Consider the following 12,792-nt stretch of genomic DNA (forward strand, 5'->3'; position numbering starts at 1 on the left):
CCAAATTCTAACCGGAGCCCTCGCAAGCGTCTAATCGGAACCTCCTAAGTTCGAGCGGAGGGTGTGCGACGCCCTCATCGCCACGTTGGCGACGAACTAGACGAGGTTTCGGTTGGCACAAGTAGATTTTCGGACCGACAGTGACGCCACCCTTCGGGAAAGGACACCGCCGGTGCTCTGGCCGATATGGCGAGCCGCACTGATCGGAACCGGTGTATCCCTGTGTGTGGCCATCATTGAATTCGGCCTCTCCGCGCTCCCGTCCGACGCCCGGCGCGCGCTCGAGATCCTGCTTGTCGCGATCATCGGGTGGACCCTGACGCCGTTCGACGACACCTTCGTTGCGATCGCCGCCGGGCTGGCAATGGCGCTGCTGGTCAACCGTGATCCAGGCGCGCTGTTTCATGCGCTCGGCGATGAGTTGATCTGGCTATTGCTTGCCTCCTTCATGTTGGCGGCCACCTTCAAGGCGAGTGGGGTCGCAGATCGCGTTCTCGGCCTCGTGACGGGGCGCATGCGATCGGTTCGCGCAATCGCCTATTCCTTGACGGCCGTCATGATCGCCACAGCCTTCGTCATTCCGTCGACCTCAGGTCGCGCAGCTTTGATGATCCCCGCCTTTCAGGCGATCGCGGGACGCTGTGGAAGCGCCCGGTTGCGAAGGGCCTTCGCGCTGCTGTTCCCCACTGTTATCCTGCTCTCGGCCATTGCATCGCCCGTCGGCGCCGGTGCCCATCTACTGGCGATCGAAATGGTCGGCCGCCTCTCGGGTGTGAAAGTAAGCTATCTGGAATGGATCGCTTTCGGCCTGCCGTTTGCGGCCGTAAGCACCTTCCTTTCGGTCGAATGCCTGCTCCGGCTTTTCCTGTCGCCGGTCGAACGGCGGATGACCCTTTTGCAGCCAACGACGGTGACTAGTGGCGGTGCCGGATTGGCACGGCAGCCGATACTCTGGATCGCCGGCGGGGTTGTCATCGCGTGGCTGACCGAACCTGTCCACGGACTTGATGCCACCGTTGTCGCTCTTGGCGGCGCTCTCTTGGCCAACACTTCCTAGAGTAGGCTCCGTGGCGTTTGGCGATGCAATCAAGAGTGCGGAGTGGAAGCTGCTCTTGTTTCTGGCGGCGACGATCTGCTTGGCAGACGGCCTGACGGCATCAGGCCTCAATCGGTGGTTGATCGAGACGACTGTCGATCCGCTGCGCGGCACCGGCTTGGGCCCGTTGGCGCTTATCTCCTTATTAGCCTTGCTTGGGCTTTTCAGTCATCTCGTGATCCACAGTCGCACGGCGCGTGTCTCGGTGCTGCTGCCCCCGGCGCTGATGCTCGCATCGACAGCGCGGCTCGACCCTCTCCTGGCAATGTTTGTCCTCGTCTCGGCGACCGGCTTTTGCCAAACCCTCGCGATCTGCGCGAAACCGGTGGCGCTTTTCGCGGGGGTCGACGAGGAAGGCTACGGCCCGAAAGACCTCGCCTTGCTCAGCTCAATCCTGCTGCCGATGCAGTTCATCCTCATCGTCGTGTTCGCGGTCACCGTGTGGCCAGCCACCGGAGCCCTGCTCAACACGCTCCATCTGCAACTTGTTGGAGAGCCGTAGAATGTCGAAAAAGAAAGGATTGACGAAACGAAGACGGCTTCGAGTATTGGTCGCACCCTCCGGCTTTAAGGAGAGCCTCGGCGTTCGTGATGTCATCGCTGCATTGGCGCGCGGCGTTCGCAATGCCGTTCCGACAGCAAAGATCCTGGGCCTTCCAATGGTGGATGGCGGCGAGGATTTTACGCGGACCCTTGTTGAATTGTCTGATGGCGAGCTGCATTCCGTCACAGTGACGGGACCGGTGGGACAACCCGTGGCGGCCAATGTCGGTTTTCTCGGGCGAAGAAAGAAACGGACTGCAGTTCTGGAAATCGCGGCGGCTGCCGGGCTCCGGCTCGTCCCCACTGACATGCGTGACCCGACCCGCACTACAAGTTATGGGGTTGGTGAGTTGATTCGTTTTGCGCTCGATCTTGGCGCGGAAAGAATTCTGATCGGCTGCGGTGACTCGGGTGTCAACGATGCAGGAACCGGCATGGCCCAAGCATTAGGCGTGCGTCTGCTCGATGGCGGCGGCCGTCCCATTTCGGGGAGCGGCTCGGCCCTCTCATCGCTAGCTCGTGTCGATCTTTCCAGTCGTGATCATCGCCTTTCGAATGTTCGTGTCGACGTCGCGGTAAATCCCTACAACATGCTGCTCGGCGAGAGAGGCGTCGCTCGGGTGTTCGGCCCGCAAAAGGGTGCAACACCTGATCAGGTGGTTTTGCTCGAGCAGGGCATGGAAAATGTCGCTCACGTCGTTCGCCGCGACCTCGGCGTCGACGTGACGCCGCTTGTCGGCGGAGGAGCTTCCGGGGGACTCGGCGCCGGACTTCACGCCTTTGCTGGAGCCCGGCTGCATCCGCGCTTCGACCTGATCCTGCGGTATATGGATCTCGATCATCGGCTGTCAAACGCCGACATCGTCATGACAGCCGAGGGTGGCCTGGATGGTCAGACGAGCTTTGGAAAGATACCAGCCGAGATTGCCCGGCGCGCGAAACGTCACAATCTGCCCGTCATCGCCTTGGCCGGAACGATCGGAGCAGGTGCAGAGGCGACCCACGACATCGGCATCGATGCCTTCTTCAGCATTCTGTGCCGACCGTGTTCCCTCGAAGACGCGATCCGTGACGCCGACACGCTGCTGGCGAACGCTGCCGAGCAGGCATTCCGGCTGATGCGGGCGACGCGTGCTTTCAAGTTCAGATGACGGAGCGTGTCAGCCAATGGCCGCGATGTCGCCACGCTGCGGCCCTGACCGGCTCGAAGTCTATGTCGAGAACCGAATTTCGCGCTGCCCGGTGGGCGGGGAAGCCGAAGTCCAACCCAAACTTCACCCGATCGTGGTCCCCGCCTCCACCTTCCTCGCTTCCTTCATGTTAGGCAGGAGGACCGTCAGCAGCCCGAGCAGCGGCAAATACGAGCAGACCTGGAAGACGAAATCGATGCCCTTCATGTCGGCGACGACGCCAAGCACGGCGGCCGCGATGCCGCCCATGCCGAAGGCGAAGCCGAAAAAGATGCCGGCGATCATGCCGACCCGGCCGGGCACCAGTTCCTGCGCGAAGACGACGATGTTCGAGAAGGCCGAGGACAGGATCAGGCCGATCAGCATGGTGAGAACCATTGTCCACTCGAAATTGGCGTAGGGCAGGGCCAGGGTGAAGGGCAGCACGCCGACGATCGAGAACCAGATCATCGCCTTCTGTCCGTAGCGGTCGCCGAACGGGCCGCCGAGCAGGATGCCCAGGGCCGAGGCGCCGAGGAACAGGAACAGCATGACCTGCGACATCTGCACCGAAACGCCGAATTTATGGATGGCATAGAAGGTGTAGTAGCTGGACAGGCTGGCGATGTAGGCGTTCTTGGTCAATACCAGCAAGGTCAGCACCGCCAGCGCGCCCAGGACCTTGCGGCGCGGGAAAGGCGAAACGAAGCGTGCCGCCTTGCGGGTGCCCTGTGCGGCGCGCAGGCGGCTGTACCAGCCGCCAACCTGCCACAGCACGATGATGCCGATCAGCGAGCCGCCGGCAAACCAGGCGATGCTGGTCTGGCCGAAGGGCACGACGATGAAGGCTGCCAGCAGCGGCCCCATCGCTTGGCCGAAATTGCCGCCGACCTGGAACAGCGACTGCGCAAGACCGAACCGGCCACCGGAGGCGAAGCGGGCGATGCGTGAGGATTCCGGGTGGAAGATCGCTGAGCCGATGCCGATCAGCGAGGCGCCGATGAGGAGCAGCGAGTAATGTCCGGCATAGGCCAGCACGACCAGCCCGATCAGCGAAGAAGCCATGCCGTAGGGCAGCGAATAAGGCATCGGCCGCTTGTCGGTAATCATGCCGATCACCGGCTGCAGCAAGGATGCCGTCACCTGGAAGGTAAAAGTCAAAAGGCCGATCTGCCAGAAATCGAGACCGTAATTGTCCTTCAGCAGCGGATAGATCGCCGACAGCAGCGACTGCATGATATCGTTGATGCAATGGCAGAAGCTCACCGCCAGGATGACGGTGAAGGCCGTCGCCTGAGCTGAAATGTGGCTGGCCGCTGCCGGCTTGGCGTCGGCGGTTGCTGTGGTATCGGTCAAGGCAGGCTCCGTGGTCTTTTTGGCGGGCGCTCCCGCAGGCGGTCTTATAGGGCGCAGCCTTATACGTTGCTTGTCACGCGACTTCTTTCGTGGTTTGGTCCAATAGTTTCGCAAGTGGGCCATAGCTGATGCCGCATGGCAGGGAAATGTTCAGAGCGGGCGACACCGATCTCGGGCTGTTGCATGAGCGTCGCTGGCAATGGCTGGAGCAGGCCGTAGGGCCGGCAGTGGCGCTGCCGACCGAATATCCGGACGGCTACCATGTGCCACCGCACCATCATAGCCGCAGCCAGTTGCTGCACGCGCTGGTCGGTGTCGTGCTGGTGAAGACGCGGCATGGGCGCTGGATGGTGCCTCCGGACCACGCGATGTGGATCCCCGCCGGCACCGAACATTCCGTCGAGATGCTGGGCGACGTCAGCATGCGGTCCGTCTATGTGATGCCGGAGGCCATTCCCGGCCTGCCGGACGGGTTGCGTGTCGTCGGCATCACCGACCTGATGCACAGCCTGATCGTGGAATCGGAAAAGCTGCCGCAAGGCGCCGAGCTGAAGGGGCGGAGTGGACTGATCATGAAGCTCCTGCTGCACGAAATCCCGAACCTGCCGGAACGGCCGCTCGGCCTTCCGTTCCCGTCCGATGCAAGGTTGGCGACGCTGTGCCGGCGCTTCGTGTCGGCACCGTCACCGCATGCGACGATCGACGAGTGGGCTGCTATCGTCGGCATGAGCCGCCGCTCTTTCACCCGCGCGTTCCACCGCCAGACCGGATTGTCGCTGTCGACCTGGCGTCAGCAGGCCTGTCTGTTCGCGGCGCTGCCACGGCTGGCCGACGGCGAGCCGATCACGAGGGTGGCGCTTGATCTCGGCTATGACAGCGTGCCGGCGTTCATCACCATGTTCAAGCGCATGCTGGGAGCCTCGCCACGCGGTTACATGCGGGGCGCCCGTGATGCTGGCGAAGGTGTGCGACGAACAAGTGGTCCGGCTCGGCCTGAGGCGCAGCCCTGAAGGGCGTCGCGTTCGACCGGCCTCATGCGACGCGCTTTGGGTTCTTGTTGTATGCATGTCGTTATCGCAAAACCGCTGCACAGTTTTGCGCGACACGCATTAATCGAACAGGCTCGACACCGATTCCTCGGTCGCCGTGCGCGAGATCGCCTCGCCCATCAGTTCGGCGATGGAGATGACGCGGATATTGGCGGCGTCCAGCACTGCCTGGGTCGGCTGGATGGAATCGGTGATGACCAGTTCCTGCAGTTTCGAGGCGCCGATGCGGGCGATGGCGCCGCCGGACAAAACGCCATGGGTAGTATAGGCGGTCACACTGGTGGCGCCATCGGCAAGCAGCGCATCGGCCGCATTGCACAGCGTGCCGCCCGAATCGATGATGTCGTCGATCAACAGGCAATCCTTGCCGCGCACGTCACCGATGACGTTCATGACTTCCGATTCGCCGGGGCGCTCGCGGCGCTTGTCGACGATGGCAAGCTGGGCGTCGATGCGCTTGGCGAGCGCGCGGGCGCGGACCACGCCGCCGACGTCCGGCGACACCACCATGACATTGGCAAGCTGCTTGTATTTCGCCTTTACGTCGCGGGCCATGACCGGCACGGAAAACAGATTGTCGGTCGGGATGTCGAAGAAGCCTTGAATCTGGCCGGCATGGAGATCCAGGGTCAGCACCCGGTTGACGCCCGCCCTGGTGATCATGTTGGCGACCAGCTTGGCCGAGATCGGTGTGCGGCCCGAGGCACGGCGATCCTGCCTGGCATAGCCGAAATAAGGAATAACCGCAGTGATGCGCTTGGCCGAAGAGCGCATGAAGGCGTCGATCATGATGAGCAGTTCCATCAAATGATCGTTGGTCGGGAACGAGGTGGACTGCAGGATGAAGACGTCCTCGCCGCGCACATTCTCCTGGATCTCGACGAAGATTTCCTGGTCGGCGAAGCGCCTGACGCTGGCCTTGCCCAGCGGAATGTTGAGGTAGCGGGCGACTGATTCGGCCAGCACCCTGTTGGAATTGCCCGCGAAGAGCTTCATGCACCGTTCCTGGCGAAGGATTGAGAGACTCCGATAGCACTCCAGCCTCTTAGTCGGGCTTTTAGCGGCCCGCGCCGGTATTGCAAGCGTCGTGAATGGGAATCCGCCGGCTAATCTCAATAAACGCTTACGGCTTGACGATGCGGCGATAGGTCCACTTCGACGCCGACGGAATCGGCATAGCTCTATCTTTCAGTCTGAGTATGATCTTTTCCGAAAACCGGATTTCACTTTCGGAATTATGCTCCAGGTCAGCCGGCGCCGCCGCCAAGCCAGGTGGCGAACTGGTCGATTGTCTGGTCGGCAATTGCCTGCATGGTCGCAGGCGCGACCGCCGTCCAGCCTTCGCCGCCGCCAACAGACGGCGCCTTCTGCTGGCCGTTGATGCGATGCAGCCGGTTGCCGGCCGGGTCATAGATGTCCCAGACATAGATGACGGTAGTGTCCTTGCCTTCCGTCATGGTCGAGAAATAGCCCTTGAGCACATGTGTTGGGGTCTGGTCGGTGCTGCCGGCCAAGGTGATGCCGCGCTGCCTGGCGCGTGTCTGAAGCTCGGCGGTCAGCGGTGTCGCGGCTTCTACCGAGGCGCCGACGATCGGCGCCACCTGCAGCCGGGTCCGCGCAATGGCAGCCGCGCTTTTGGCGGGCGGCACGGCTGCTGCAGCGGAAGGCTGCGCCGTATCTGCAGTTTGCGCGGTGCCGGCAGGCTGAGCCGGAGTTGCGGGGGGCGTCGCGGCACCTCCGGCTCCGGAGAGGGATTGCGTCGATTGCGGGGCAATGGCCGAGGGTTCGAGAACGTCCTTCGCATTGGTGCAGGCCGCCAGTGCCAGCGCCACGAGCAATGACACGGTCGTCACATGCGATCGTCTCATTAGCCTGAAAACTCCTTGGCGACGAACGCCCCTCACACTCTCTCCATTATGGATTCACTGCACGATCAAGTCGAGATCATGGCGGGACAGCGGCTTCGGCTGGGATTCGGTGGTCAGATAGGTGCGGCCAAGCGTCATCGCGGTTTCGGTTTCGGAGTCCATGATGATCATATGGGCGAACAGCGTCATGTTCGGCGCAATCGGTTCGGGATTACCCTGATAGAACATCGGCATATCCATCCAGGACGGGGTGAAGCGGGCGCCGAGCGAATAGCCGCAGGCATTGAGCCGGTGCTTGGTCAAGTTGTGGGCTTCGAGGGTGCGGGCATGGGCGTCGAACACGTCGCCGAACGTATTACCGGGCGTCATCGCCTTCTCGACTGCAAGTAGCGCGGCGCGGGCGGCATCGAACAATTCCTGGTGGCGTTTCGATACCTTGCCGGTCAACACCGTGCGCATCATTGCCGCATGGTAGTGGTGGAAGACACCGGCCCATTCGAGCGTCAGCTGGTCGTTCTTGGTGAGCTTGCGGCGACCGGCCTTGTAGCGGCAAAGCAGGGCGTCGACTCCGGAGCCGATGATGAACTCGTTGGCCGGATAATCGCCGCCGCCGGCAAAGATCGCACCTTGCATGGCGGCGAGGATCAGCGCCTCATCGCCACCCTGCTTGATCAGCGGCAGTGCTGCGTCCAGCGCGTCGTCGGCCAGATTTGCGGCTTTTTCCGCCTTGGCGATTTCTGCCGGGCTCTTGAATAGCCGTAGCCGGCTGACAATGCCGGAGGCATCCGCGATCTGCCCGAAGGTCTGCAACTGCTCGTCGAGGCGCCGGCCATTATAGGCGGTCAGGCCGTGGGTGTCGTATTCGACGCCGATCCGGGCGCCGAGCAGGTCAAGCTCGTTGAGCAGATTGCGCAGATCTACCGCCGGATTGGCGCCGTTGCGGTCCGTCCACAAAACGATGTTGTCGATGATCGAGGTGTGGCGCGCCTGGCGCAAGTCGGCCGAACGCGTCAGCAGCACCATCGAGCCGTCGGCCTTGACCACCAGGCACTGGAAAAAGCAGAAGCCGAAGGTGTCGTAGCCGGTTAGCCAATACATGCTTTCCTGGGCAAACAGCAGGACGGCGTCGAGCTTCTTTTCGGCGATCTCGATCATCAGTCGATCGCGCCGCGCGTCGAATTCCGAGCGTTCGAAATGCAGCGCCATCAGTCAGCCTCCAAAACGATTGCCGAAACCTGCCGCCCGTAGTCGGGCTCGTTGCGATGCGTGCTGCGCCGATAGGAGTAGAAAAGCTCTTCCTCGGCATAGGTGCAGCGGCCAAGTCCTTCGGCATTGACGCCAGCCTTGGTCAGCCGGTCGACCGTGTAGCGGTTGAGATCGAACATCGCGTGTCCGGCATTTGCGGAGGGCGCGAAATAGCGGGCACTGCCGGCATCGGCGTCGACGAAACGGGCGACGAATTCCGGTCCGACTTCGTAATTCCGTGGGCCGATCGAAGGACCGAGCACTGCGACGATGCGGTCGCGCCGGGCGCCGAGGCTTTCCATTGCCGCGATGGTGTTTTCCAGCACTCCGGTGAAAGCGCCTTTCCAGCCGGCATGGGCGGCGCCGATAATGCGCGCCTCGGCGTCGGCGAAGAGGACCGGTCCGCAGTCGGCGGTCGAGGCACCGACGGCAATGCCCGGCCGGTCGGTGACAATTGCGTCGGCCTTGGGCCGCTCGCCGGCAAAAGGCTCCCTGGCAATGACGACGTCCGGCGAATGAACTTGGTGAGCGGTCAGCAGATGGTTTGCAGGCACGCCCATCCATTCGGCGACCCGGCGGCGATTCTCGCGCACCAGCGTCTGGTCGTCGTTCGACCCGGTGCCGATGTTGAGGCCCCGGTAGATGCCGCTGGAAATGCCGCCGACTCGCGTGAAGTAGCCGTGGCGGATGCCTTGCGCCGTTTCCAGCAAGGGCGACCGAACGGGATCCGGTTTGGTCTGATTCAGCATGGCGGCTTTGTTGTCCGTATGGGCGATTTCGTCAAGCGAGTTGAAGGGCGCAGTTGAAGGCTGGTCAGTTTAAGGCTGGCGCAGTTGATGTCGGCCGCTAGTCGGAGACGGAAGAGTGGGAGAGGCGGCAGCGAAAAGTCAATCCGTGCTTGGAAACGGCGGAACGGCAATGCCGGCGGGGAGGACGGCAAGCACCTTGAAGAGTTCGCCCATGGCCAGCGGGCCGGCGAGGCGCTCGACGTCGGCCGCGATCTTTTCGCGAGCTGCCTCATCGGCATTGGCGCCGAGCCGGCCAGCTCGTTCGAGAAGCCCCATCTTGAGCAGGAATTCACCTTGCGTTGAGAGGTGGGCATCGAGGCTGTGTGCCCGAACGGTTGCCGCGAGGGCAGCGAAATCGACATGGGCTGTGAGATCGGCCCGCCCCGGATTGGCCAGCACGTCCTCATAACGGTGCTTGCGCAAGGCCTGCAAGGTGTCGCCGATCCCGGGCTGGAGGTGACCGTAGTCGAGAAACAGGCCGGCGCCGCCAAATCCGGCAAGTCGCCCGGCGATGGCCGCCATCAGGGCGGCGCGGGCTGGCGCCACCTCGACGATCGCACCTTCCGGCGCATTCTCGGCACCCTCCGGCAGCAGCATCGGGTCGAGCGAGCCGGCGCCGACGAAAAAGCGCAGCCGGTTCGCATCGTCGAGACCGATCATCCGCTCGCGCCAGCCGGCTCCGGCGCGGACGAACTGGCGGATGGGCACCGCGTCAAACAGCTCATTACCAACAATCAGAAGCGGCGCCTGCGGTAGTGTGTCCACGGCCTCATGCCAGGCGACGGTGGCCGACGTCCCGGCAAGCGTTCGTTTCTGGACCTCGGTCAACCGCGGACTGGTCTCGATCAAGGCGAACGATGCGCTGGCGGTAAGCGTCGGATCGAGCCGCGAAAGCGTGCGCAGCATATCTCTCATCAGCGTGCCGCGGCCGGGGCCTATTTCGGCGATGGCGACCGGCGTCGGCCGGTCGATCGCCAGCCACGCCTGGTAGAGCCAGATGGCGACCAGTTCGCCAAACATCTGGCTGATCTCCGGCGCGGTGACGAAGTCGCCGGCGGCGCCGAACGGCTCGCGTGTCGTATAGTAGCCGTCCAGCGGATCGAACAGGCAGAGCGCCATGTATTCGCTGATGGGGATCGGTCCCACCGCACCGATCAGCTCGGCGATGCGGGTCTTCAGCCGCGTCATGCCGGCTGCGGTTTTGTCACCGGCTTGGCTGTAGCCATCGCCCAGATGCCGGCCAGCACCATCGGCAGTGACAGCACCATTCCCATGGTCAGCCAGCTCGTGCCAAGGAGGTAGCCAAGCTGCTGGTCGGGCTCGCGAAAGAATTCGACGAAGATGCGCGAGGCGCCATAGCCGGCGATGAAGGCGCCGCCGACGAAGCGCGGCGTCTTCAGCTTGAGCCGCGAATGGGTGAGGAAGCGCAGGATAAGGAACAACACCAGCCCTTCGAGCAGCGCCTCGTAGATCTGGCTCGGATGGCGTGCAAATGGACCGCCATTGGGGAATTCGAATGCCCATGGAACGTCGGTCGGCCGGCCCCATAGTTCGGAATTGATGAAGTTTGCCAGGCGAACGAGGCCAAGCCCCACCGGCACGCCGGCGGCAACCACGTCGAACAGCGACCATGTGCGGATGCCGCGAGACCGGGAAAACAGCGTCATTGCGAGAATGACGCCGATCAGGCCGCCATGAAACGACATGCCGCCCTGCCAGACGGCGACGATATCGAGCGGATTGGCGATGTAGCGCGGCAGGTCGTAGAACAGCACGTAGCCGGTGCGTCCGCCGAGCACCACACCGATGGCTGCCCAGACGATGAAGTCGTCGAGGTCGACGGGCTTCATCGGCAGGGTGCCGTCGGGCCACAGTTTTGGGTTGGTGACGAGGCGCTTGGCATACCACCAGGCGAACAGAATGCCGACGATGTAGCCGACGCCGTACCAATGCACCGCCAGCGGTCCGATCCGGACGATGACCGGGTCGATGTTGGGAAAGGGCAGGGCGGCCAGCGGCAGCAAATATTCGCTCAACAGGGTCTCCGGGTTCCCAATCAGGTTCGGGCGCGGACCATGCGGCAGGCTTTTGGCGGGGTCAAGGCAAGCATATGCTTGCATTCCGAATCGCGCGCCACTACGTCAATTCGACCAAGCGAGGATTTGCCATGGCGACCGGACCGAACCGCATTCTCGATGAATTCGCCAAGCTGATGACCGATGCAGCCGGTGCCGCGCAAGGCGTGCGGCGCGAGGTGGAGACCGCCTTCAGGGGCCAGGCCGAGCGCATACTCAACTCCATGGACGTGGTGCAGCGCGAGGAATTCGAGGCCGCTCGCGACATGGCGGCGAAGGCCAGGGAAGAAAACACCCGCCTCGCCGCTCGCATCGAGGCGCTCGAGGCCAGGCTTGCCGAATTGACCGGTCAACCAGCGCCTGCGGCTGCGTCAAAGCCGCGTGCAAAAAAATAACAAGAAATAAATCGTTAAACTTTTCCACAAAGCCGGATCGCAAAAAGCGCTTTGTCGTGAATCGCTTACCGGTACTGCGTGAATCTTTGTGACAGCGCCTTTCCACATGCGAATGACGCAGTGCGAAAAATTTGGCTGGTCACGCGACTCCCGATCAATAGACTGAATTTGTTGCATGATTCGGAGCAGGGTCATGCGCCGGGCGGTGGGGTCCGGTCCGGGGTCTTTGCGTTGACGAAGTCCTGGCCGTCCGAGTTCTAGGCAGAATTGTTCGAGTGTGCCTCTCCCGCGGAGCGTGTGGTGGCGCTCCCAGAACGACAGGAAGCATTTCATGGAACTTCTCGAACTCGAATTCTCCCGCGAAATCCATCCGGTGGATGTTATCGAGCAGGTGGCGCACAATAACGATTGGTCCTTCGAGCGGGCCGGCGACGACGAGATCTCGATCTCGGTTGCCGGAAGCTGGACCGACTACCACGTTTCATTCTCCTGGATGGAGGACTACGAGGCGCTGCACCTGGCCTGCGCCTTCGACATCAAGGTCCCGGAGGCGCGCGCGCTCGAGGTGATGCGGCTGCTTTCGCTGATCAACGAGCAGATGCTGTTTGGCCATTTCGATCTCTGGGAGCAGGAAGGCGCCATCATGTTCCGCCAGTCGCTGCTGCTGGCTGGTGGGGTCGAGCCGTCGAGCCAGCAGGTCGAGGTGCTGCTGTCGTCGGCGCTGGAGGCCTGCGAATGCTATTTCCAGGCGTTCCAGTTCGTCGTCTGGTCGGGAACTTCGGCCAAGGATGCGTTGGCCGGCGTGCTGTTCGAAACTTACGGAAACGCCTGACCGTCGATGGTTTCGAGCAACGCGCGAAAACCCGAGATCAGCTTTGCCGATTTCGACCGCGTCGACATCCGCGCCGGCACGATCGTCGAGGCAGAGCCTTTTCCCGAGGCGCGCAAGCCGGCGATCAAGTTGAAAATCGATTTCGGTCCCGTGATCGGAGTGAAGAAATCCTCGGCCCAGATCACGAAATACTATTTGCCCGAAGCCCTGATCGGCCGGCAGGTGTTCGCTGTGGTCAATTTCCCGCCGCGTCAGATCGGGCCGTTCATGTCGGAAGTGCTGACGCTTGGCTTTCCGGATGAGGAGGGCGCGGTTGTGCTAGGGGCAATCGAACGCAAAGTGCCGGACGGCGGCAGGTTGTTCTAGCTGCGCTGTT

The 12,792-nt window shown here is 62.5% G+C and carries 14 protein-coding genes; 7 read left to right on the forward strand and 7 right to left on the reverse strand.

The genetic code is table 11. The features are described 5' to 3' along the window. Window positions 1-226: 226 nt before the first annotated feature. The 3 genes from NKH99_RS05470 to NKH99_RS05480 are packed head-to-tail and all read left to right on the forward strand — an operon-like array spanning window position 227 to window position 2,790. Window positions 227-1,057, forward strand: coding sequence for an SLC13 family permease (locus tag NKH99_RS05470; protein ID WP_353013063.1), 831 nt, complete (start codon window positions 227-229; stop codon window positions 1,055-1,057). Between the two features lie 10 nt (window positions 1,058-1,067). Next, window positions 1,068-1,598: an anion permease gene (locus NKH99_RS05475; RefSeq protein WP_353013066.1), complete on the forward strand. Its 531-nt coding sequence runs from the start codon at window positions 1,068-1,070 to the stop codon at window positions 1,596-1,598. Window position 1,599: 1 nt separating this feature from the next. Then, the gene (locus NKH99_RS05480) at window positions 1,600-2,790 is read left to right on the forward strand and encodes a glycerate kinase family protein (RefSeq protein ID WP_352927747.1); all 1,191 of its coding nucleotides are present in this window, start codon (window positions 1,600-1,602) and stop codon (window positions 2,788-2,790) included. A gap of 123 nt (window positions 2,791-2,913) precedes the next feature. On the opposite strand, the gene NKH99_RS05485 is transcribed toward NKH99_RS05480, so the two are convergent. After that, complete coding sequence (locus tag NKH99_RS05485; protein ID WP_353013069.1) at window positions 2,914-4,164, reverse strand: MFS transporter; 1,251 nt, start codon at window positions 4,162-4,164, stop codon at window positions 2,914-2,916. Between the two features lie 128 nt (window positions 4,165-4,292). Between NKH99_RS05485 and NKH99_RS05490 the strand changes: the two genes are divergently transcribed. Further along, window positions 4,293-5,174 (forward strand): AraC family transcriptional regulator, encoded by an 882-nt coding sequence (locus NKH99_RS05490; protein ID WP_352980389.1) that lies wholly within the window; start codon window positions 4,293-4,295, stop codon window positions 5,172-5,174. Between the two features lie 99 nt (window positions 5,175-5,273). On the opposite strand, the gene NKH99_RS05495 is transcribed toward NKH99_RS05490, so the two are convergent. The 6 genes from NKH99_RS05495 to lgt form a co-directional block, all read right to left on the reverse strand. Then, on the reverse strand, window positions 5,274-6,209 hold the full coding sequence (locus NKH99_RS05495; protein ID WP_023678427.1) for a ribose-phosphate pyrophosphokinase: 936 nt from the start codon (window positions 6,207-6,209) through the stop codon (window positions 5,274-5,276). Between the two features lie 251 nt (window positions 6,210-6,460). Further along, window positions 6,461-7,081, reverse strand: a complete 621-nt coding sequence (locus NKH99_RS05500) for a hypothetical protein (protein WP_023678426.1) — start codon at window positions 7,079-7,081, stop codon at window positions 6,461-6,463. 54 nt (window positions 7,082-7,135) lie between these two features. Continuing rightward, window positions 7,136-8,287 (reverse strand): M24 family metallopeptidase, encoded by a 1,152-nt coding sequence (locus tag NKH99_RS05505; protein ID WP_023678425.1) that lies wholly within the window; start codon window positions 8,285-8,287, stop codon window positions 7,136-7,138. Further along, entirely contained in the window at window positions 8,287-9,075 is a 789-nt protein-coding gene (gene pgeF / locus NKH99_RS05510; RefSeq protein WP_352833448.1) for a peptidoglycan editing factor PgeF, read from the reverse strand. Before pgeF ends, NKH99_RS05505 begins: the two co-directional genes overlap by 1 nt. A gap of 138 nt (window positions 9,076-9,213) precedes the next feature. Next, window positions 9,214-10,302 (reverse strand): class I SAM-dependent methyltransferase, encoded by a 1,089-nt coding sequence (locus NKH99_RS05515; RefSeq protein ID WP_353013074.1) that lies wholly within the window; start codon window positions 10,300-10,302, stop codon window positions 9,214-9,216. After that, a complete protein-coding gene (lgt, locus tag NKH99_RS05520) occupies window positions 10,299-11,150 on the reverse strand; it encodes a prolipoprotein diacylglyceryl transferase (protein WP_352772597.1) in 852 nt (283 codons plus the stop codon). Before lgt ends, NKH99_RS05515 begins: the two co-directional genes overlap by 4 nt. A gap of 131 nt (window positions 11,151-11,281) precedes the next feature. Between lgt and NKH99_RS05525 the strand changes: the two genes are divergently transcribed. The 3 genes from NKH99_RS05525 to NKH99_RS05535 all read left to right on the forward strand — a co-directional run bounded on the left by NKH99_RS05525 (window position 11,282) and on the right by NKH99_RS05535 (window position 12,782). Next, window positions 11,282-11,584, forward strand: a complete 303-nt coding sequence (locus NKH99_RS05525; protein WP_352469829.1) for an accessory factor UbiK family protein — start codon at window positions 11,282-11,284, stop codon at window positions 11,582-11,584. 331 nt (window positions 11,585-11,915) lie between these two features. Next, window positions 11,916-12,416 (forward strand): type III secretion system chaperone family protein, encoded by a 501-nt coding sequence (locus tag NKH99_RS05530; RefSeq protein WP_023678420.1) that lies wholly within the window; start codon window positions 11,916-11,918, stop codon window positions 12,414-12,416. A 6-nt stretch (window positions 12,417-12,422) separates the two neighbouring features. After that, window positions 12,423-12,782 (forward strand): tRNA-binding protein, encoded by a 360-nt coding sequence (locus NKH99_RS05535; RefSeq protein ID WP_352778020.1) that lies wholly within the window; start codon window positions 12,423-12,425, stop codon window positions 12,780-12,782. Window positions 12,783-12,792 lie beyond the last annotated feature (10 nt).

The sequence above is a fragment of the Mesorhizobium sp. M0854 genome (assembly GCF_040319815.1).
Classification (GTDB): Bacteria; Pseudomonadota; Alphaproteobacteria; order Rhizobiales; family Rhizobiaceae; genus Mesorhizobium.

Coding starts and splice junctions, on each gene's coding strand:
- NKH99_RS05515 (WP_353013074.1), bottom strand. CDS start 10,302: ATGACGCGGCTGAAGACCCGCATCGCCGAGCTGATCGGTGCGGTGGGA.
- NKH99_RS05495 (WP_023678427.1), bottom strand. CDS start 6,209: ATGAAGCTCTTCGCGGGCAATTCCAACAGGGTGCTGGCCGAATCAGTC.
- NKH99_RS05525 (WP_352469829.1), top strand. CDS start 11,282: ATGGCGACCGGACCGAACCGCATTCTCGATGAATTCGCCAAGCTGATG.
- NKH99_RS05530 (WP_023678420.1), top strand. CDS start 11,916: ATGGAACTTCTCGAACTCGAATTCTCCCGCGAAATCCATCCGGTGGAT.
- NKH99_RS05490 (WP_352980389.1), top strand. CDS start 4,293: ATGCCGCATGGCAGGGAAATGTTCAGAGCGGGCGACACCGATCTCGGG.
- NKH99_RS05480 (WP_352927747.1), top strand. CDS start 1,600: ATGTCGAAAAAGAAAGGATTGACGAAACGAAGACGGCTTCGAGTATTG.
- NKH99_RS05535 (WP_352778020.1), top strand. CDS start 12,423: ATGGTTTCGAGCAACGCGCGAAAACCCGAGATCAGCTTTGCCGATTTC.
- NKH99_RS05505 (WP_023678425.1), bottom strand. CDS start 8,287: ATGGCGCTGCATTTCGAACGCTCGGAATTCGACGCGCGGCGCGATCGA.
- NKH99_RS05500 (WP_023678426.1), bottom strand. CDS start 7,081: ATGAGACGATCGCATGTGACGACCGTGTCATTGCTCGTGGCGCTGGCA.
- pgeF (WP_352833448.1), bottom strand. CDS start 9,075: ATGCTGAATCAGACCAAACCGGATCCCGTTCGGTCGCCCTTGCTGGAA.